Here is a 20,092-nt window from a genome sequence, read left to right on the forward strand (position 1 = left end):
AAGGCCGCGAGCGCGCTCGGGCCGGGCCGGCGGGACCGGGCCCCTTGGCTCATCCGTGTCCATGCCCCTATGGAGGGCGCAGCGCCTCGGCAGCCGGCGCTCCGGAGCGATGCGCCATGGCCACCGACCCCACCCTTCGCCTCTCCGACGCCGTCGCGGCGGGCCTCGCCCGCCGCGGCGTCCATTACGGCTGGGCGGTGGCTGCCGTGACCTTCCTGACCATGCTGGTGACGGCGGGCGCCGTCGGGGCCCCCGGGGTGCTGATCCTGCCCCTGCAGAAGGAGTTCGGCTGGGACACGGCGACGATCGGCTCGGCGCTCGCCGTGCGCCTCGTCCTGTTCGGCCTGATGGGCCCCTTCGCCGCCGCCCTGATGAACCGCTACGGCCCGCGCCGGATCGTGCTCCTGGCCCTGGCGCTCATCGCCGGCGGCCTGCTGGCCTCCTTGGGCATGACCCGGGTCTGGCAGCTCGTCCTGCTCTGGGGCGTGGTGGTGGGCATCGGCACGGGGCTCACCGCCCTGGTGCTGGCGGCAACGGTGGCGACGCGCTGGTTCTCGCGATCGCGCGGCCTCGTGGTCGGCCTCCTCACCGCCAGTTCCGCCACCGGGCAGCTCGTCGTGCTGCCCCTGCTGGCCGCCCTCACGGAGGCGCTCGGCTGGCGCGCCGCCCTCCTGGTGATCTGCGCGCTCCTCCTCGCGGCGGGCCTCGGCGTCCTCGCCCTGATGCGCGACCGGCCGGAGGATCTCGGGCTCGTGCCCTACGGCGAGACCCGTCCCCTCGCGCTCCCGGCCATGCCGGGACCGAGTGCGAACGGCGCCCTGTCCGCCCTGCGGGACGCCGCCGGCACCCGCGTGTTCTGGGTGCTGTTCGCCACCTTCTTCATCTGCGGGGCCAGCACGAACGGGCTGATCCAGACCCACTTCATCCCCCTCTGCGCCGATTACGGCATCGGGCCGGTGCAGGGGGCCAGCGTGCTCGCGGCCATGGGCGTGTTTGACTTCATCGGCACCGTGGCCTCGGGCTGGCTCTCCGACCGCTACGACAACCGCTGGCTCCTGTTCTGGTACTACGGCCTGCGCGGCCTCTCGCTGATGTTCCTGCCGTTCTCGGACTTCTCCTTCGTGGGCCTGTCGCTGTTCGCGGTGTTCTACGGCCTCGACTGGATCGCCACGGTGCCGCCCACCGTGCGGCTCACCGCGGCGCGGTTCGGGCGCGAGCGCGCCAACCTCGTCTTCGGCTGGGTCTTCGCCGGCCACCAGCTCGGCGCGGCGACGATCGCCTACGGGGCCGGCCTGTCGCGGACCGAACTCGCGAGCTACCTGCCGGCCTTCTTCGCCGCCGGGGCGCTCTGCCTCGCCGCCGCCGGGCTGATCCTCACCCTGGGCCGGCCGGCCCCGCAGGGTGTTCCCGCGGCCACACCCGCCCGCGCCTGAGCCGCGGGCCGGCCCGCCCCCGCGGGCTCTGGTCCGGATGATGCTTGGGACGGGCACCGATGTGCCGCCCTGGGTCCCGACCGATCCGTCCCAACCCCCTCCATGCCCGGCCGAATCGCCGGAAGGCCGCCGCGCCGCCCCCGTGGGGCGGGGCGACGGCCGTCGCATGGCCTGCGCCGGGGGATGCCCGGAAAAGCAGCAAATCTCTGGAAATGTCAGTGTGGGACCGGGGCGCGACCCTCAAGGCCCTGGACCTTCCGCTCAAGGTCTCGGCACTGTCCGACACAGCACCGCCACATTCACGGGCGCGCGCCCGCATGCCTGCCACGGGCGCTCGCCCGGATGCCCGATCACAGGGGACGACGACGCGATGAACTACAACTGGAACTGGGGCATCTTCTTCGAAGCCTCCCCGGAAGGCACCGGGACCTACGCGGACATGCTCCTCTCGGGCCTGATGTGGACGGTGGTGACGGCGCTCTGCGCCTGGGTCATCGCCTTCTTCCTCGGCTCGCTCATCGGCGTGATGCGGACCCTGCCTTCCAAGGTCGCCAACACCATCGGCACGACCTACGTCGAGCTGTTCCGCAACATCCCCCTGCTGGTGCAGATGTTCCTCTGGTACTTCGTCCTGCCGGAGGTGCTGCCCGAATCCTGGGGCGGCTGGATCAAGCAGCTGCCGAACGCGCCGTTCTACACGGCGGTGGTGTGCCTGGGCTTCTTCACCGCCTCCCGCGTCGCCGAGCAGGTGCGCGCCGGCATCCAGGCCCTGCCGCGCGGCCAGAAGATGGCCGGCACCGCCATGGGCCTGACGGTCTACCAGACCTACCGCTACGTGCTCCTGCCCAGCGCCTACCGGATGATCCTCCCGCCGCTGACCTCGGAATTCCTCAACAACCTCAAGAACACCTCGGTCGCCCTCACCATCGGCCTGCTCGAGCTCACCGCCCGCGCCCGCGCCATGCAGGAATTCTCGTTCCAGGTGTTCGAGGCCTTCACCGCCGCCACCGTCCTCTACGTCCTGATCAACGTCGTGGTGATCTTCACCTCCGGCTGGATCGAGCGCCGCGTCGCCGTCCCGGGCCATCGCTGAGGGTCCGCCCTCCGCCTCCTCATCCTCAAGGATCGCCGCGATGCTCGCGAATTTCGACTTCTCCGTCATCACCTCCGCGCTGCCCTACCTGTTCCTAGACGGCATGCGCTTCACCCTGACGCTGACGGCGCTCGCCGCCATCGGCGGCATCGTGCTCGGCACGCTCATCGCCATGATGCGGCTCTCCAGCATCCCGGTGATCCCGCTGGTGGCCAAGGGCTACGTCAACCTGATGCGGTCCCTGCCCCTCGTGCTGGTGATCTTCTGGTTCTACTTCCTGGTGCCCTATCTCGGGCAGTGGGTCACGGGCGCCGACCGGCCGATGACGGTGGGCGCCTTCACCTCGTCGCTGGTGACCTTCACCCTGTTCGAGGCGGCCTACTTCTCCGAGATCATGCGCGCCGGCATCCAGTCGATCCCCAAGGGGCAGGCGGCGGCGGCCTCGGCGCTGGGCCTGACCTACTTCGCCTCGATGCGCAGCGTGATCCTGCCCCAGGTGTTCCGCAACATGACGCCGATCCTGCTGACCCAGACCATCGTCCTCTTCCAGGACACCTCGCTGGTCTACGTCCTCTCGGTGACCGACTTCCTCGGCGCGGCCTCGAAGATCGCCCAGCGCGACGGCCGCCTCGTGGAAATGTACCTGTTCGCGGCCGTGGTCTACTTCGCGGTCTGCTTCGTGGCCTCCCTGGCGGTGCGCCGCCTCCAGAAGAAGATCGCCATCATCCGCTGACGCCCGGCCTCCCCTGTCCAGGCCTCCCCCGGACGAGGCGTCGCCGCACCCCAGACGAGGATTTCCGCCATGACCACGTCGCCCAACCCCACGTCGCTCAACACCGCCCAGGCCCCCGTGACCACGGGGCCCATGATCACCATGAAGTCCGTCAGCAAATGGTACGGCGACTTCCAGGTCCTCACCGATTGCAGCACCGCCGTGAACAAGGGCGAGGTGGTCGTGGTCTGCGGGCCCTCGGGTTCCGGCAAGTCGACCCTGATCAAGTGCGTCAACGCCCTCGAGCCCTTCCAGAAGGGCGAGATCGTCGTCGACGGCACGCCCGTACACGACAAGAAGACCAACCTGCCGAAGCTGCGGGCCCGGGTCGGCATGGTGTTCCAGCACTTCGAGCTGTTCCCGCACCTCTCCATCACGGAGAACCTGACCCTGGCGCAGCGCAAGGTGCTCAAGCGCGACGAGGACACCGCCCTCAAGACGGGCCTGGCGCTCCTCGACCGGGTCGGCCTCTCGGCCCATGCCAAGAAGTTTCCCGGCCAGCTCTCGGGCGGCCAGCAGCAGCGCGTGGCCATCGCCCGGGCGCTCGCCATGAACCCGGTGGTGATGCTGTTCGACGAGCCGACCTCGGCCCTCGATCCCGAGATGGTCGGCGAGGTGCTCGACGTCATGGTCCAGCTCGCCCGCGAGGGCATGACCATGATGTGCGTCACCCACGAGATGGGCTTTGCCCGCAAGGTCGCGAACCGCGTGATCTTCATGGACAAGGGCGAGATCGTCGAGGACGCCACCAAGGAAGACTTCTTCGCCAACGCCCGCTCCGAGCGCGCCCAGAACTTCCTGTCGAAGATCCTGGTGCATTGAGCGCCGCGCGCCGGGTCCGGCGCCCCGAACGCTCCCCTGCCCCCGGCGCTCGCACGAGCCGGTTCCGCCGAGACGGAACCGGCTCGTCGTCGTTTCGACTCGGCTTCGCCCCGCCGGGCGCTCCCCTGCGCGGGCGGATCGTCCGGTACCCGGACGGTCCCGGCCCTGCTGTCCGAGCGCTGCGTCGCCCCCGCGTGGGCCAACGCCGTCGGCCCCGGTCTGGAAAGCCAGACAAAAAAATTCAAACCCGTAACAAATATCGCAGACCAAAAACCTTCGGCTCAGGCGAAGCCGTTGCCAGACAACGCGAAAAGCGATTGGGTGGGGTTGGCACGAACGCTGCTGGCGAACGCACGCTGCCGACGCACGAACGCCGCTGAAGCGTGGCCAGCCAAAGGGCGGACGACGAGAGCCGCTGAAAAATCAAGGAGGATGCCATGGAGCGGAACCGCGACCTCGATCCCGTCGAGACGCAGGAATGGCTCGATTCGCTGGACGGCGTCCTCGACGTCGACGGGCCGGAGCGGGCCCACTACCTGATCGAGCAGGTGATCGACGGGGCCCGCAAGAAGGGCGCGCCCGTCCCGTATTCCGCCAACACCGCCTACCTGAACACGATCCTGCCCGAGAAGCAGGACCCGCATCCCGGCGACCGGGCGATCGAGCACCGCATCCGCTCGGCCATCCGCTGGAACGCCATCGCGATCATCCTGCGGGCCAACAAGGATTCGTCCGAGCTCGGCGGCCACATCGCCAGCTTCCAGTCGGCCGCGACCCTCTACGACACCGGCTTCATGCACTTCTGGCGGGCGGCCGACGCCAGCCACGGCGGCGACCTCATCTACGTGCAGGGCCACTCCTCGCCGGGCGTCTATGCCCGCGCCTTCCTGGAGGGCCGCCTCACCGAGGACCAGCTCCTCGGCTTCCGGCAGGAGGTCGGCGGCAAGGGCCTGTCGTCCTATCCCCATCCCTGGCTGATGCCGGATTTCTGGCAGTTCCCCACCGTCTCCATGGGCCTCGGGCCCCTGATGGCGATCTACCAGGCGCGCTTCCTGCGCTACCTGCACCACCGCAACCTCGCGCAGACGGACGGCCGCAAGGTCTGGGCCTTCATGGGCGACGGCGAGATGGACGAGCCGGAGAGCCTCGGCGCCATCGCGCTCGCGGCCCGGGAAAAGCTCGACAACCTCGTCTTCGTCATCAACTGCAACCTGCAGCGCCTCGACGGCCCGGTGCGCGGCAACGGCAAGATCGTCCAGGAGCTCGAGGCCGATTTCCGCGGCGCCGGCTGGAACGTCATCAAGGTGCTGTGGGGCTCGGGCTGGGACGCCCTGATCCAGCGCGACGGCACCGGCATGCTGGCGCGCCTGATGGAGGAATGCGTCGACGGCGAGTACCAGGACTTCAAGTCGAAGAACGGCGCCTACATCCGCGAGCACTTCTTCGGGCGCTACCCCGAGACCGCGGCCCTGGTGGCCGACATGAGCGACGACGACATCTGGCGCCTCACCCGCGGCGGCCACGACCCGCGCAAGGTCTTCGCCGCCTACAGCGCCGCCTCCAAGCACAAGGGCCAGCCAACCCTCATCCTCGCCAAGACGGTCAAGGGCTACGGCATGGGCGAGTCCGGCGAGGGCCAGAACATCACCCACCAGCAGAAGAAGATGGGCGAGGCGGTGCTGCGCCAGTTCCGCGACCGCTTCCAGATCGACCTGAGCGACGACCAGCTGAAGGAGATCCCCTTCATCAAGTTCCCCGAGGGCAGCCCCGAGCACCGCTACCTGATGGCGCGGCGGGAAGCCCTGGGCGGTCCCCTCCCGGCCCGGCGGCGCACCTCGCAGGCCCTGGAGATCCCGCCGCTCTCGGCCTTCTCGGCCCAGCTCAAGGAGACCGCGGGCCGCGAGATCTCCACCACCATGGCCTTCGTGCGCATCCTCAACACGCTGCTGCGCGACAAGAACATCGGCAACCGCATCGTGCCGATCGTGCCCGACGAGAGCCGCACCTTCGGCATGGAGGGCATGTTCCGCCAGTTCGGCATCTTCTCCCAGGTCGGCCAGCTCTACCGGCCGGAGGATGCCAACCAGCTCATGTACTACAAGGAGGACAAGAACGGTCAGATGCTCCAGGAGGGCATCAACGAGCCGGGGGCGATGTCGTCCTGGATCGCGGCCGCGACCTCCTACTCGCATTCCGACGCGCCGACGATCCCGTTCTACGTCTACTACTCGATGTTCGGCTTCCAGCGGGTCGGCGACCTCGCCTGGGCGGCGGGCGACATGCGGGCGCGGGGCTTCCTCATCGGCGGCACCGCCGGGCGCACCACCCTCAACGGCGAGGGCCTGCAGCACGAGGACGGCCACAGCCACCTGATCTCGTCCACCATCCCGAACTGCGTCTCCTACGACCCGACCTTCTCCTACGAGGTGGCGGTGATCGTGCAGGACGGCCTGCGCCGGATGTATGCCGAGCAGGAGGACGTGTTCTACTACATCACCGTGATGAACGAGAACTACGAGCACCCCGGCATGCCGGAGGGCGCCGAGGCCGACATCATCAAGGGCATGTACCTCTTCAAGGACGGCCCGAAGGAGACGACCCAGGGCCACCGGGTCCAGCTCCTGGGCTCGGGCACCATCCTGCGGGAGGTCATCGCCGCGGCCGAGCTGCTGGAGCGGGATTTCGGGATCGCGTCGGACATCTGGAGCTGCCCGAGCTTCACCGAGCTGCGCCGCGACGCCATGGCGGCGGAGCGCTGGAACCTCCTGCACCCGCTGGAGGGCCGGCGCCTCTCCCACGTGGAGACCTGCCTGACCGGCCGCACCGGCCCGGTCATCGCGGCCACCGACTACATGCGCCTGTTCGCCGACCAGATCCGCACCTGGGTTCCGGGCCGCTACCGCGTGCTCGGCACCGACGGCTTCGGCCGCTCGGACTACCGGGCCCGCCTGCGCGACTTCTTCGAGGTCAACCGGCACTGGGTCGTGGTGGCGGCCCTGCACAGCCTCGCCGAGGACAGCGTGATCCCGGCCCAAACCGTGGCCGACGCCATCGCCAAGTACGGCATCGACACGGACCGACCGGCACCCTGGACCGTCTGATTCCGGCGCCGGCCGCCCGCCCGCGGCCGGCGCCCCGACCCTTTCCGCCATCATCGACGATAAGCGACCGCACGAGGGGGCCCGCGAGAGGCCTCGACTCAGAGCCAGGGAGAACGCGCAGTGGGCATCGAGATCCAGATCCCGGACATCGGCGACTTCAAGGACATCCCGATCATCGAGATCCACGTGAAGGAGGGCGACACGATCGGGCCCGACGACCCGCTGGTCTCGCTGGAATCCGACAAGGCGACCATGGACGTGCCCTCGCCGAGCGCCGGCGTGGTGGAGCGGATCCTGGTCAAGCTCGGCGACAAGGTCAGCGAAGGCTCGCCGCTCCTCGTGTTCAAGGGCGAGGGCGCCAAGGGTGATACGGCCGGCGCCGCGAAGGCCGCCGAGGCCCCGGCCGGCGCCGATGGCGCAGCCCTGCTGGCCAAGCAGGAGCCGGCCCCGACCCCAAGCCCGGCCCCAAGCCCGGCCCCGGCCGCCGCGCCTGCCCCGTCGCCCGCCCCGGCCGGCACCCTGCCCGACTTCTCCCAGGTCCATGCCAGCCCCGGCGTGCGGCGCCTCGCCCGCGAACTCGGCCTCGACCTAAGCGCGGTGAAGGGCACCGGCGAGAAGGGCCGGATCACCAAGGAGGACGTGAAGGGCCATCTCACCCGCTCGGCCGCCCCCGCGGCCGCCGGCACGGCGGCGTTCCAGGGCGGCGGCATGGGCATCCCGGAGATCCCGGCGGTGGACTTCGCCAAGTTCGGCCCGATCGAGACCCAACCCCTGTCGCGGATCAAGAAGATCTCCGGCGCGCACCTGCACCGGTCCTGGCTCAACGTGCCGCTGGTCACCCACCAGGACGAGTCGGACATCACCGAGACCGACGCCTACCGCCGGGAGCTCGACGCCCAGGGCAAGGAGCTCAAGGACAAGGGCTACCGCGTCACCCTGCTGGCCTTCCTGATCAAGGCCGCGGTCTCTGGCTTACGCAAGCATCCCGAGTTCAACGCCTCGCTGTCGCCTGAGAAGGACGCCCTGATCCTCAAGCGCTACTACAACATCGGCGTGGCGGTCGACACGCCGGACGGCCTCGTCGTCCCGGTCATCAAGGAGGCCGACCGCAAGGGCCTCGTCGAGATCAGCCGCGATCTCGGTGCGATCTCGGCCAAAGCCCGCGACGGCAAGCTCTCGGCGGCCGACATGCAGGGCGCCACCTTCTCGATCTCGAGCCTGGGCGGCATCGGCGGCACCGCCTTCACGCCGCTGGTCAACGCCCCGGAGGTCGCGATCCTCGGCGTCGCCCGCTCCAAGATGAGCCCGGTCTGGAACGGCACCGAGTTCGCGCCGCGCCTGATCGTGCCGCTCTCGCTCTCCTACGACCACCGCGTCATCGACGGGGCGCTCGCCGCGCGCTTCACCCGCCACCTCGCCCACGTCCTCGAGGACGTCCGGCGCCTCGTCGTCTGACGAAGGCCGGCCCACGCGACCCAACGAGCGAGGTGACCCGATGAGCAGCAACGACGTCCACCTGCCGGATATCGGCGACTTCAAGAACGTGCCCGTGATCGAGGTCAGCGTCGGCCCCGGCGCTGTGATCGCGCTCGACGACGTGATCATCGTGCTGGAATCCGACAAGGCCACCATGGACATCCCGTCCCCGGTGGCCGGCACGGTGGCCGAGGTGCGGATCAAGCCCGGCGACACGGTGAGCCAGGGCGACCTGATCCTGGTGATGGCCGAGGCCGCCGCCACCGGTGCGCCGAAGCCCACCGTGACGGACACCACCAAGGCGGGCGCGGGGGCGTCCGCAAACGGCGCGGGCGTCCCAGGCCACGCCCCGGGCGAGGGTCAGGCCGGCTACGGCTCCTCGGCCGCCGCCACCGGCGGGGCGGCCCCGGCCCCGGCCCCGACGGCGGCGGCCCACGTCTCCGGCGAGGCGATGCGGGCCCAGGTGCTCGTCATCGGGGCTGGGCCGGGCGGCTACACCGCCGCCTTCCGGGCGGCCGATCTCGGGCAGTCGGTGGTGCTGGTCGAGCGCTGGCCGAGCCTCGGCGGCGTCTGCCTCAACGTGGGCTGCATCCCCTCGAAGGCCCTGCTGCACGCGGCCAAGGTCATCGACGAGAGCCACGCCATGGCGGCGCACGGCATCTCCTTCACCGCGCCGCAGATCGACATCGACAAGCTGCGCGAATGGAAGGACGGGGTGGTCAAGCGTCTCACCGGCGGCCTCACCGGGCTCGCCAAGCAGCGCAAGGTCACGGTGGTGACGGGCGAGGCCCGCTTCGTCTCACCCCATCAGGTCGCGGTCGCGCACGAGGGCCGGACCCGCGTGATCGGCTTCGACCACGCCATCATCGCGGCCGGCTCCGAGCCCGTGCGGATGCCCTTCATCCCGCACGACGACCCGCGCGTCCTCGACTCGACGGGGGCGCTGGAACTCGACGGGGTGCCGGCCCGCCTCCTCGTGATCGGCGGCGGCATCATCGGGCTGGAGATGGCCACCGTCTACCACGCGCTGGGCTCGAAGGTGACCATCGTCGAGCTGATGGACCAGATCATCCCGGGTGCGGACAAGGACATGGTCACGCCGCTGATGAAGCGGATCGCGAAGCAGTACGAGGCGATCCACCTCAAGGCCAAGGTCACCGCCGTGGAGGCGACCCCGGCGGGGCTGAAGGTCTCGTTCGAGGGCGGCACGGCGCCGGCCAGCGACACCTTCGACAAGGTGCTGGTCTCGGTGGGGCGGCGCCCCAACGGCCAGCGCATCGGCGCGGAGGCGGCGGGGGTCGCCGTCGACGGGCGCGGCTTCATTCCCGTGGACCGGCAGATGCGCACCAACGTGCCCCACATCTTCGCCATCGGCGACGTGGTCGGCCAGCCGATGCTGGCCCACAAGGCGACGCACGAGGGCAAGGTCGCGGCCGAGGTCGCCGCCGGCAAGTCCAGCGCCTTCGACGCCAAGGTGATCCCCTCGGTGGCCTACACGGACCCCGAGGTGGCCTGGGTCGGCATGACCGAAAACGAGGCCAAGGCGAAGGGCATCAAGGTCGGCAAGGGCGTGTTCCCCTGGGCCGCCTCCGGGCGCTCCCTGGCCCTGGGGCGCGAGGAGGGCCTGACCAAGGTCCTGTTCGACCCCGAGACGGACCGCATCCTCGGCTGCGGCATCGTCGGCCCGTCGGCCGGCGACCTCATCGCGGAGGCGGCCCTCGCCATCGAGATGGGGGCGGATGCCGAGGATATCGGCCTGACCATCCATCCGCACCCGACCCTGTCGGAGACGATCGGCTTGGCGGCGGAGGCCTTCGAGGGCACCATCACCGACCTCTACATGCCCCGGAAGGACGGGCCGAAAAAGGCCGGTCACTGAGGCCGGGCGTTCGCGCCGCGGCTTCGGGATCGGCAGCGCCTTCGGGACGGGCGCCGCATCGGGAAGACAGGACCGCGCCACGACCGGCGCGGTCCGCGCGGAGCCCGTCCCGGCTCCGGCTTCGGGAGACCCGCGGATGTCATCGAACGAGCCCGAGACCACACCCGATTCCCGCCCCGAGCCCGGCCCGGCGCCCGAGACAGACCCGGCCCTCCGGCGCGCCGAGGCCGCCCGCGAGGCCGTCACGGAGGCCCTGGAAGACCATCTGGATCGCCTGGCCACCTTGGGTCGGGCGGCCCGCACCGACCTCGACGCCGACCTTCAGGCCGCTGGCCGGCTGGTGGCCCGCACCACCCACCGGCAGCTCGCCGCCAACCTCGCTCTGGTGGAGGGCCTGATGGCCGCGCGGACCCTGTCCGCGATGCTCCAGCTCCAGCAGGATTTCCTGCGCCGGCAAATGGACTGGGCCCTGGGCGATTGGGAGCGGATGCGGGCCCAGGCCCTCGACTTGCTGAAGGAGGGCCGCCAGGGAGCGGAGGAGCCGGATGCCGGCCCGCCCGGCGCCGACCGGCCCGACCGCTCCTGAACCCGCGCGCCCGACGGGGCCTTTGGCCCGACCGCCCGCCGGAAGCGCGTGGCGATCGTCTCCGGCGGCCCGGCGCCGCGCGCTCCCGACACGCCGGCCGGACGCTTGCTAAGCCGGCAATTCTTCCCCGAGATAGCCGGTCAGCCCCAAAGCCAGATGGTCGAACAGCGCGCGGATGCGGCGGGTGGTGCGCAGGTCCTCGTGCATGACGAGCCAGATCTCGATCTCGGCCAGCACGAGGCCGGGCAGGACCGGCACGAGGTCCGGGTCGCGGCGGGCGACGCCCTCCTGGCAATAGCCGATGCCGAAGCCGGCGCGGAGGGCCGCCAGCAGGCCGAGGTCGTCGTCGCAGGCGAAGGCGAAGGTGAGGTCGTGGCCGAGCGTCGGGCGCACCCGCGCGGCGTGGACCGCCCGGCCGATCAGGCTGTGGCGCCCGAGCTCCGCCGCCGTCGCGGGCAGGCCCCGGCGCGCGGCGTAGGTTCGGTGGGCGTAGAATCGGATCGGCGCCGTGCCGATGCGCCGGGCCACCAGGGCGCCCTGGGTCGGGGCCACGTTGCGCACGGCGAGGTCGGCGTCGCGGCGCAGCAGGTCTTCGGTGCGGTCGCTCAGCGAGAGTTCGAGGTCGACCCCCGGATGGGCCGCGTGGAAGCGGGCGAGCATCGGCGGCAGCACCACGCCGCCTAGGAAGGTGCTGGCGGTGAGGCGGACGCGGCCCCGCATGGCGCCGGTCTCGCCGGAGGCCCGGCGCAGGAGGGCCGCCGCCGCCGCGGCCATGGCCTCCGCCTGGGGCACCAGGTCGAGGGCCCGGTCGGTGGGCCGCAGGCCGTCGCGGGCCCGGGTGAACAGGGTCGCGCCGAGGCTCCGCTCCAGGGCGGCGATCTGCCGGCCGAGGGTCGGCTGGGTCAGCCGCAGCTCGCGCGCCGCCCCGGACAGGCTGCCCGCCCGCATCACCCCGAGAAATGCCCGCCACAGGTGCCAGTCCGGTTCGTCCATACGGTTTCGTATGGCAACCCGCCGTCTTTCGGCAATGGGCGTTCAGCCCCGTCCCCCGCATCCTCCGGGGCGTTCTCAACGGAGGAGACGGCGATGACGGACAGGCTGGCACTGGTGACCGGGGCGACGGGGGGCATCGGCGGGGCGGTGGCGGAGGCGCTGCTCCGGCACGGCTGGCGGGTGCGCGGGCTGGCGCGCGATCCCGGGCGGGCGCGCCGGAGCGGCCCCGCGGGCGTCGACTGGGTCGCGGGCGATGCCCTGCGGGAGGCCGACCTGGTGGCGGCGGTGCGGAGCGCCCGCATCCTGTTCCACGGGGTTAACCCGCCCGGCTACCGCGACTGGCGCGGCCTCGCCCTGCCCATGCTGGCCCACGCGATCACGGCGGCGCGCGGGGCGGGCGCCCGCCTCGCCCTGCCGGGCAACCTCTACGTCTACGGCCCCGAGGCCGGGCCGTGCCTTACCGAGGCGGCGCCGCGCCGGCCCCGCACCCGCAAGGGCGCGGTCCGGGTCGAGATGGAGGCGATGCTGGAGGCCGCCGCAGATCTCGACCACCTAATCGTCTACGCTGGCGACTTCTTCGGGCCGCGCGCCCCGAGCTCCTGGGTGACCAAGGTGCTGATGCGCGAGGGCCGGCCCCTGCGGCGGGTGGCGACGCCCGAGGTCCCGGGGGCGGGGCACGCCTGGGCCTACCTGCCCGACCTCGCCGAGACCTTCGCGCGCCTCCTCGACGGGGAGGCGACCCTGCCGCGCCACCTGCGCCTGAACTTCCGGGGGCATCACCTGCAGGGGCGCGCCATGGCGGAGGCGGTGGCCGAGGCGGCGAGCCTTGCCGACGGCCGCCGGCCGCCGGTCCGGCCCTTCGCCTGGGCGCCGGTCTATGGCGGGGCGCCCTTCGTTACCTTCCTGCGCGAGGTGATCGAGATGCGCTACCTCTGGTCGACCACCCTGGAGCTCGACAATGCCCGCCTCGTCGCCCGGCTCGGGGCGGAGCCGCACACGCCCCTCGCCGACGCGGTGGCGGCGAGCCTCGCCGCCCTGCGCGCACGGGCGGCCTGAACCCGGTTCAGCCGATCTGCATCCGGGTGCCCGGGCCGACCCGGCGCAGGAGGCGGACGAGGTCGGCCCGGCGCAGGGCGACGCAGCCCTCGGTGGGCAGGAAGCCGCCCCGCGCCACGTGCAGGAAGATCGCCGAGCCGCGGCCGGGCCGGATCGGACCGCGATTGTGGTCGAGGTCGACCACGAGGTCGTAGAGCCCGTCCTCCCGCCACATCCGCTCGTGCCCGACCCCCGGCGCGGGCAGGCGGATCGGCCGGTTGTAGCGCCGGTCGCGGGCGTCGTCGCACCAGCCGTCGCCGGGGGCGCTCGGGCGCAGGGGGAGGGGGCTCGCCGGCCGGTTCGCGAAGTGGTCCGGCCGGTAGACCCCGCCGCGCAGGCGGACCGTGCCCCGGGGCGAGGCGCCGTCGCCCTCGCGCTTCACCTGCACGATCCCGCTCCGCCCGAGGGCGCAGGGGATGATGGCGGCGCCCGCGAGGAGCTGGCCCCGGCTCCGGTCCGTCACCAGGGCGCGGACGCGAAGGCGGGGGAGGGTGGTGGGCGTCGGGGGACGCTGCCGCGTCGAGGTCGGGGTCCGCTTCATGGGGCGCTTATCGCGCGGGCCCGCGCGGCTGCCAAATCCGGCCGGCCCCATCCGGCCGCACCCCGCGCGAAACGGCGACGGGACCAATTGGCGGCTACATCCGCTGAAACTTTTCTTGGGGCTTCACCGTTTCCGCAGTGTTAGGCTGCGCACAACCGTATTGTGCGCAGCCCGGATTGTTGGTTTAATGACCCCGGTGTGATTTCCTGACGGCAAGACGATGCCCGCGTGTCATCATCGTGCCTCGGGATCGCGGCGTCACCGTCGATCCTGTCTCTCACCGCCCGCCCGCGGACCCGAACACCGCTGGCGGATCCTGCAAACTGCCTGAAAGTCCTTCGGTCGATGCCGAATACCCATCGCCTGCTGATCTGCGACGACGATGCCTCGCTGCGCGAGACGCTGATGGAGCAGCTCGATCTCTACGACGAATTCACCGTGCTGACCGCCCTGGACGGACAGAGCGCGATCACCCGCGTCACGGAGGATCGGATCGATCTGGCGGTGATGGATGTCGGCCTGCCCGACATGGACGGGCGCGAGGCCGTGCGGGCCATGCGCCGCGGCGGCTATCGCGGCCCCGTCATCATGCTGACGGCGCAGGATTCCGAGGACGACACCGTCGAGGGCCTGGAGGCGGGCGCCAACGACTACGTCACCAAGCCCTTCAAGTTCGCCGTCCTGCTGGCGCGCATCCGCGCCCACCTGCGCAGCCACGAGGCCAGCGAGGACGCGGTGTTCCAGATCGGCCCCTACACCTTCCGGCCCGGCGCCAAGCTCCTGGTGGGCGAGCGCGGCTCGAAGCTGAAGCTCACCGAGAAGGAGACCGCGATCCTGCGCTTCCTCTACCGGGCCGGGCGCGAGGTGGTCGGCCGCGACACGCTGCTGGCCGAGGTCTGGGGCTACAACGCCCAGGTCACCACCCACACCCTCGAGACGCACATCTACCGCCTGCGCCAGAAGATCGAGCCGAACCCGGCGCTCGCCGCGATCCTCGTCACCGAGGGCGGCGGCTACAAGCTGCTGCCGTAGGGGAGCGTCCGGCGATCCCGGCCCCCGCACGGGGGGGCGCACGGGGGCGTCGACCTCCGGCGGCGACGCGTCCGGGCCTGCCTCGGCGCGGCGTCCCCGCCGTTTCGCCCGCCGGCCGGTTCGGCTAAGCTCCCCCGACAGCGCGGCCAAGGACGGGACGGCAGGTGGGGCTCGACGACGACATCGCGATTCTGAGCGCCGCGCCGCTGTTCGGCTTCCTGGGCCGGGATGCCCTCCGCCTGCTCTCTTTCGCCGCCGAGCGCCGCAGCCTCGCGGCGGGCGAGCGCCTGTTCGCGCGCGGGGAGCGCGGCGACGGCGGCTTCGTGGTGATGTCGGGCACCCTGACGCTGACCCCGCGGGGGGACCGTGCGTCCCCCGTCACGGTCGGGCGCTCCAGCCTGATCGGGCGCCTGGCCCTGTTCCAGCGCGGCGAGCGTCCCTGCGACGCCGACGCGGCGAGCCCCGCCGAGGTGGTCCGCATCACCCCGACCCTGATGCGCCGGGTGCTGGAGGAGTTTCCCGACGCCGCCCGCGCGATCCACGGCGAACTGCGCGCCGACCTCGCCGCGTTCGCGGGCGACCTCGTCCGCCTCGGCGACCGGTTCGACCGCATCGCGCCGTAGCCGCCTGCATCCGGTCGCGCCCCCCGTCCGTGGCGGCCCACGGCTTTCGCCCCCGATCCGGTGACGGAGCCGGCGCGGGGCCCTCGTCACCGCCGCCGCAGGTCCACGGACCGTCGCGGTCGCGATGCGCCGGCGGGGCGCCCGTGGCGCGGGCCGTCGAGGGATCTTCGATTTCCACAGGCTATAGGCCTAGTCGAGTCCGGACAAAGACACTAAGTCCGACTCGGCCCCAGGCTCCTGATCCGTCCGACGGGATGGAAGGAGCCTGTCGCGTCATCGGTGATCATCGATCAGATTGAGGATACACTGTCATGAACGGCGTCAAAATGGTCCTGGCCGGATGTCTCGTCAGTGGTTGGGCGTGGCTCGTGGTGCCCGCGCAGGCTCAGGAGAGCCTGCGGACGGCGATCGTCGCGCAACACGCCGCCCATAGCGCGAATGTTCGTGCCATTCAGTCTCGCAGAGACGTGCATGCCGCGAACGTTGCTGCGCTCCACGGTGATTTCGGTGCGGCGCGGGTGTTCTCGCACGCCGCCGCCGTCCGGCAGGCGCAATCCGACGGAGACGCCCGGTTCGCGGATCGCGCCGATCGAGCCGCGCGCATCCAGCGCTTCTACGGGGAGTGAACGACGGTCGCCCCCGGCTCGGTCGCCCGCGACCCCCTCGGGGGCGGTCCGAGCCGGGGCCTCGCCCCGGAGCGAGGCCGACCGTTGTGAGGGTCGAACCGCCTCGCGGAAACCCTTTGTGATGGAATCGGGCGCATGCTCGGCCGGACGTGACATCCGGCGCCCGTGACTCCCCGGTTCGGGCTCACGGGCCCGGGCCCCGTGCGCCTCCGGGCCCGGGTCGTCGCCCGGCGGAGGGGCATGCGATGGCGGAGCGCCAGGAGGATCAACCGATGAGCCGGAGGACGCAGACGGCGGCCGTCGCCTTCTTCGCCCTGGCGGTCATGGGCGCGGGCTACCTGATCTACGAGCAGTCGACCCGCCTGCTGGTCTGCTACGAGACCAACGCCACCCTGCCCGACGAGGCCTATGTCGACATCATGATCCGCGACATCGTCAGGAACGGCGATCACGGCGGACGGGCCTATGCCAACCGGCTCGACTATCTCGGGGACAAGACCGAGTGCTGCACCATCGAGCGGGTGCCCAGCGCCATCGCCGAGGGGCGCCCGGGCCGGCGCGAGGTCGCCGTCTCGGCCAAGTACTACAACACCGCCATGAGGGACTATTTCCTCATCGAGCGCCGCTACGACGCCTGCGGCCATGCCAGCGCCAAGCCCATGACGACCGGCTGAGCCCAGCCGGATGGGACGGCCGCCCGGGCCGCCCCACGGACCGCAGCCGCGAAGGTGACAGGCCGGACGGGCTTTTGTAAGCACGGGGCCCGTCCCGATCCGTTGCCGGAACCTGCCCCATGTCGCACCCCGCGTCCCCCACCGACCTCGCCGCCACCATCGAGACCGCCTGGGAGGAGCGCGCCGGCATCGACACCGGCACCAAGGGCGCCGTGCGCGAGGCCGTCGACGCGGCCCTCGACCTCCTGGATTCCGGCAAGGCCCGGGTCGCCGAGAAGGTCGGCGACGACTGGCAGGTCAACCAGTGGCTCAAGAAGGCGGTGCTGCTCTCCTTCCGCCTCAACGACATGGAGATCATCCATGGCGGCCCCGACGGCGCGACCTGGTGGGACAAGGTGCCCTCGAAGTTCGAGGGCTGGAAGAAGAAGCAGTTTCGCGAGGCCGGCTTCCGGGCCGTGCCCGGCTGCGTCGTGCGCCGCGGCTCCTACATCGCCCCCGGCGCCGTGCTGATGCCGAGCTTCATCAACCTCGGCGCCCATGTGGGCGAGGGCACCATGGTCGACACCTGGGTCACCATCGGCTCCTGCGCCCAGGTGGGGAAGAACTGCCACATCTCCGGCGGCGCCGGCATCGCGGGCGTGCTCGAGCCGCTCCAGGCCAACCCGGTCATCATCGAGGACAACTGCTTCATCGGCGCCCGCGCCGAGGTGGCCGAGGGCGTGATCGTCGGCGAGGGCAGCGTGCTCTCCATGGGCGTCTACATCGGCGCCTCGACCAAGATCATCGACCGGACCACCGGCGAGGTGATGTACGGCCGCGTGCCGCCCTACTCGGTGGTGGTCTCCGGCACCACGCCGGGCAAGGACCTGCCCGACGGCAGCCCCGGCCCGGGCCTGTACTGCGCGGTGATCGTCAAGCGCGTCGATGCCGGCACCCGCGCCAAGACCGCCATCAACGAACTCCTGCGCACCTGATCCCGGGGGCGTCGCCGGGTCGCTCGACCGGGGTCCGGGCGAAGCCCCATTCGGGGCGGCGCTCGGTCGCGTGCCGGTGCGGCCGGCCATGCCCCATCTGGTGGCGGTGACATCGGCCCGGATGCGAGGGAGAGGCGTAACGATGATCGACCCGGCCCATTCCGCCCGCAGCTTCGCGCTGACCTTCGCCGGGCGTCGCGTGCCGACGCCCTACGACGTCGTCGGCAGCGGCCCCGAGGCCCTGCTGCTGCCGGCCCTGTCCTCGATCTCGGCCCGGGTCGAGATGCGGCCCCTGGCTAAGGACCTCGGCCATGCCTATCGCTGCCTCGTGCCGGACTGGCCGGGCTTCGGCGACCATGTCCGCGCCCGGGTGCCGATGAATCCGGAGACGATGCACGCCTTCCTGGACGCCCTGCTGGCGGCGGCCCCCGGGCCCTACGCCCTCGGGGTCGGGGCCGGCCACGCCGCCGGCTACCTCGTGGCCGCCGCCCGGCGCCATCCCGGGGCCTTCGCGCGCCTCGTCCTCGTCGCCCCGACCTGGCGGGGGCCCCTGCCCACCGCCCTCGGGCCGGAGCGCCGGGGCCTGTTCGCCGGCCTGCGCCGGGCCGTCGAGTTGCCGCTCCTGGGCGACGCCCTCTACCGCATCAACATCAGCCGCCCCGTCATCGGCCGGATGATGCGCGCCCACGTCTATGCCGACCCCGACCACGTCACGCCCGGGGTCATCGCCGACAAGCACGCCATCACCCGCCAGAACGGCGGGCGCTTCGGCACCGCCGCCTTCGTCACCGGTGGCCTCGACCCGTTCGCGACTCGCCGGGACTTCCTCGACCTGTTCGAGGCCCCCGGCCTGCCGCCGGTCCTGGTCCTGCGGCCGGAGCGGGCGCCGCGCCGCTCCGGCGCCGAGATGGACGCGCTGATCGCCACCGGCCGGGTCGCCCGGGCCTCGGTGCCGGGGGCGCTCAGCCCGCACGAGGAATATCCGGGCGAGGTCGCGGCCGCGATCCGCGCCGGCTGAGCGGCGCGGGGCGACCCCCCCGCGACCTCGACACGACCCCGCCGGTATACCGGCGCGTCCCTCAGCCCCGCCGCAGCAGGCGTCCGCCGACGAGCCCGTTGGCCCCGATCACGAGACCGACCACGAGCGCGTGCAGGGCGAGGTCCGTCGCGGTGGCGTCGTGCGGATGGAACGGCACCAGGAGCGCCGCCGCGGCCGCCGCCGCCGAGAGCCCCGCCAGCGCCGCCGTGAGGTTGGGGCGCAGGGGACAGGCCCGCCGCAGCATCCAGACGAGGACCAGCGACAACGGAAGCGAGACGGCGAGCAGGAAGGCGACGCACCCCCCGGTCTGGTGCATGTCGGCGGGGTCGGCCCCGGGGACCGCCCAGTCGCGCAGGCAGCCGGCGCCGCTGGCCCCGATCCAGAATGCGGCCGGCGCCAGGGGCAGGAGCGCCCAGGCGGAGGCGCGCCCCGGCACGCTGGTCTGGAAGGCGGCGACCGCCGCCGCGACGGCGGTCAGCACCGCGCCGAGGGCGGCGTAGCGCAGATCGGCCACCGCCATGCGGATGCGCAGGGCCTCGAGATCGGCGAAGGGCATCAGGGCGAGCCCCAGCCCGACGGCGGCCGCGCACCAGGCGAGCGCCCGAAAGGCCGGCCCGGGCAGGCGCCGGACGGGCCGCAGACCGCCGGCGAGGCTGTCCATCAGGCGGTCATGCGAAGACGTGCGGGCCGTGTCAGACATCGTGGGTTCCTCGCTCGCCCGGCCGGGACGCGGCCTCGTCCCGGTCCGCGGAACCCGATCCCAGCGTCCGTCGCAGGGCCTTCAAGGCCCGGTGCAGGTTGACCTTCAGGGCACCCTTGGTGCGCCCCGTCAGGGCGGCCGTCTCCTCCAGGCTGCGCTCCTGAAGGGCGAGATGCTCCACGGCCTGGCGCTGGCCATCCGGCAGGGCGGCGACGGCCCGGGCCAGGACCCGCTCCCGGTCGCGCGCCTCCAGGCGGTGGCCCGGCGCCGGCCCGCGATCGACCTCCGCCTCGTAGGCGATGGGGTCGTGGACTTCCCGCGGGCGGCGACTCGCCCGGCGCATCCCGTCGATGGCCCGGCGCTGGGTGATGGCGCGCAGCCAGGGCAGGAAGGGCCGGGCCGGATCGTAGCTCGCCCGCGCCCGGTGGATCGTCAGCAGCACGTCCTGCACCACATCGTCCACCGCCTCCGCCCGGACCCCCTGCGCCCGCGCCAGTCCGGCGATCACCGGAAGGCAGTCGCGCAAGAGGCGGCGATAGGCCTCCGCGTCGCCCGCCTGGGCGGCCGCCATATCGCACGCCAGAGCCTGATCCCGGCTCATGCGCTCGGTGAGCCCGCTGGCCGCCGCGGCGG

At 72.0% G+C, this 20,092-nt stretch carries 18 protein-coding genes and 1 pseudogene; 15 read left to right on the plus strand and 4 right to left on the minus strand.

Going from position 1 to position 20,092, the window contains the following annotated elements:
* The first annotated feature begins 116 nt into the window (after positions 1 to 116).
* The 8 genes and pseudogenes from ASF20_RS18115 to ASF20_RS18150 all read left to right on the plus strand — a co-directional run bounded on the left by ASF20_RS18115 (position 117) and on the right by ASF20_RS18150 (position 11,162).
* Complete coding sequence (locus ASF20_RS18115) at positions 117 to 1,433, plus strand: MFS transporter (protein ID WP_056276420.1); 1,317 nt, start codon at positions 117 to 119, stop codon at positions 1,431 to 1,433.
* 370 nt (positions 1,434 to 1,803) lie between these two features.
* A complete protein-coding gene (locus ASF20_RS18120) occupies positions 1,804 to 2,526 on the plus strand; it encodes an amino acid ABC transporter permease (RefSeq protein ID WP_056218421.1) in 723 nt (240 codons plus the stop codon).
* 40 nt (positions 2,527 to 2,566) lie between these two features.
* The gene (locus tag ASF20_RS18125) at positions 2,567 to 3,259 is read left to right on the plus strand and encodes an ABC transporter permease subunit (protein WP_056218418.1); all 693 of its coding nucleotides are present in this window, start codon (positions 2,567 to 2,569) and stop codon (positions 3,257 to 3,259) included.
* A gap of 132 nt (positions 3,260 to 3,391) precedes the next feature.
* Positions 3,392 to 4,120: an amino acid ABC transporter ATP-binding protein gene (locus tag ASF20_RS18130; protein ID WP_056219417.1), complete on the plus strand. Its 729-nt coding sequence runs from the start codon at positions 3,392 to 3,394 to the stop codon at positions 4,118 to 4,120.
* Between the two features lie 437 nt (positions 4,121 to 4,557).
* Entirely contained in the window at positions 4,558 to 7,221 is a 2,664-nt protein-coding gene (aceE, locus tag ASF20_RS18135) for a pyruvate dehydrogenase (acetyl-transferring), homodimeric type (protein WP_056276423.1), read from the plus strand.
* Between the two features lie 99 nt (positions 7,222 to 7,320).
* Positions 7,321 to 8,676, plus strand: a pseudogene (aceF, locus tag ASF20_RS18140) (dihydrolipoyllysine-residue acetyltransferase); the annotation flags it as partial.
* A 40-nt stretch (positions 8,677 to 8,716) separates the two neighbouring features.
* Entirely contained in the window at positions 8,717 to 10,576 is a 1,860-nt protein-coding gene (gene lpdA / locus ASF20_RS18145; protein WP_056276429.1) for a dihydrolipoyl dehydrogenase, read from the plus strand.
* 136 nt (positions 10,577 to 10,712) lie between these two features.
* Positions 10,713 to 11,162, plus strand: a complete 450-nt coding sequence (locus tag ASF20_RS18150; RefSeq protein WP_056276432.1) for a phasin family protein — start codon at positions 10,713 to 10,715, stop codon at positions 11,160 to 11,162.
* A gap of 108 nt (positions 11,163 to 11,270) precedes the next feature.
* Here the strand turns inward: ASF20_RS18150 and ASF20_RS18155 are convergent, their stop codons facing one another.
* Positions 11,271 to 12,155 (minus strand): LysR family transcriptional regulator, encoded by an 885-nt coding sequence (locus ASF20_RS18155; RefSeq protein ID WP_056276435.1) that lies wholly within the window; start codon positions 12,153 to 12,155, stop codon positions 11,271 to 11,273.
* Between the two features lie 93 nt (positions 12,156 to 12,248).
* Here ASF20_RS18155 and ASF20_RS18160 point away from each other — a divergent pair, with 93 nt between their 5' ends.
* Positions 12,249 to 13,211, plus strand: a complete 963-nt coding sequence (locus ASF20_RS18160) for an NAD(P)H-binding protein (protein ID WP_056276438.1) — start codon at positions 12,249 to 12,251, stop codon at positions 13,209 to 13,211.
* Positions 13,212 to 13,218: 7 nt separating this feature from the next.
* Here ASF20_RS18160 and ASF20_RS18165 read toward each other — a convergent pair whose 3' ends face one another.
* Positions 13,219 to 13,791, minus strand: coding sequence for a L,D-transpeptidase family protein (locus tag ASF20_RS18165; protein WP_056276441.1), 573 nt, complete (start codon positions 13,789 to 13,791; stop codon positions 13,219 to 13,221).
* Between the two features lie 345 nt (positions 13,792 to 14,136).
* On the opposite strand from ASF20_RS18165, the gene ASF20_RS18170 reads away from it, so the two are divergent.
* The 6 genes from ASF20_RS18170 (at position 14,137) to ASF20_RS18195 (ending at position 18,738) form a co-directional block, all read left to right on the plus strand.
* Positions 14,137 to 14,823 carry a response regulator transcription factor gene (locus tag ASF20_RS18170; protein WP_056218401.1) on the plus strand — a complete coding sequence of 229 codons (687 nt, stop codon included), beginning with the start codon at positions 14,137 to 14,139 and terminating at the stop codon, positions 14,821 to 14,823.
* 164 nt (positions 14,824 to 14,987) lie between these two features.
* Entirely contained in the window at positions 14,988 to 15,446 is a 459-nt protein-coding gene (locus ASF20_RS18175) for a Crp/Fnr family transcriptional regulator (protein WP_056276444.1), read from the plus strand.
* 311 nt (positions 15,447 to 15,757) lie between these two features.
* Positions 15,758 to 16,072: a hypothetical protein gene (locus ASF20_RS18180; RefSeq protein WP_056276447.1), complete on the plus strand. Its 315-nt coding sequence runs from the start codon at positions 15,758 to 15,760 to the stop codon at positions 16,070 to 16,072.
* 272 nt (positions 16,073 to 16,344) lie between these two features.
* Positions 16,345 to 16,746 carry a hypothetical protein gene (locus tag ASF20_RS18185; RefSeq protein WP_156389744.1) on the plus strand — a complete coding sequence of 134 codons (402 nt, stop codon included), beginning with the start codon at positions 16,345 to 16,347 and terminating at the stop codon, positions 16,744 to 16,746.
* A 119-nt stretch (positions 16,747 to 16,865) separates the two neighbouring features.
* Positions 16,866 to 17,720 (plus strand): 2,3,4,5-tetrahydropyridine-2,6-dicarboxylate N-succinyltransferase, encoded by an 855-nt coding sequence (gene dapD / locus ASF20_RS18190; protein WP_056218385.1) that lies wholly within the window; start codon positions 16,866 to 16,868, stop codon positions 17,718 to 17,720.
* 142 nt (positions 17,721 to 17,862) lie between these two features.
* Entirely contained in the window at positions 17,863 to 18,738 is an 876-nt protein-coding gene (locus tag ASF20_RS18195) for an alpha/beta hydrolase (RefSeq protein ID WP_156648120.1), read from the plus strand.
* Positions 18,739 to 18,799: 61 nt separating this feature from the next.
* Here the strand turns inward: ASF20_RS18195 and ASF20_RS18200 are convergent, their stop codons facing one another.
* On the minus strand, positions 18,800 to 19,459 hold the full coding sequence (locus ASF20_RS18200) for an NrsF family protein (protein WP_056276452.1): 660 nt from the start codon (positions 19,457 to 19,459) through the stop codon (positions 18,800 to 18,802).
* Complete coding sequence (locus tag ASF20_RS18205) at positions 19,452 to 20,060, minus strand: sigma-70 family RNA polymerase sigma factor (RefSeq protein WP_056276728.1); 609 nt, start codon at positions 20,058 to 20,060, stop codon at positions 19,452 to 19,454. The genes ASF20_RS18200 and ASF20_RS18205 overlap by 8 nt, the downstream gene beginning before the upstream one ends.
* Positions 20,061 to 20,092: the final 32 nt, after the last annotated feature.

The sequence above is a fragment of the Methylobacterium sp. Leaf88 genome, assembly GCF_001422795.1.
GTDB lineage: Bacteria > Pseudomonadota > Alphaproteobacteria > Rhizobiales > Beijerinckiaceae > Methylobacterium.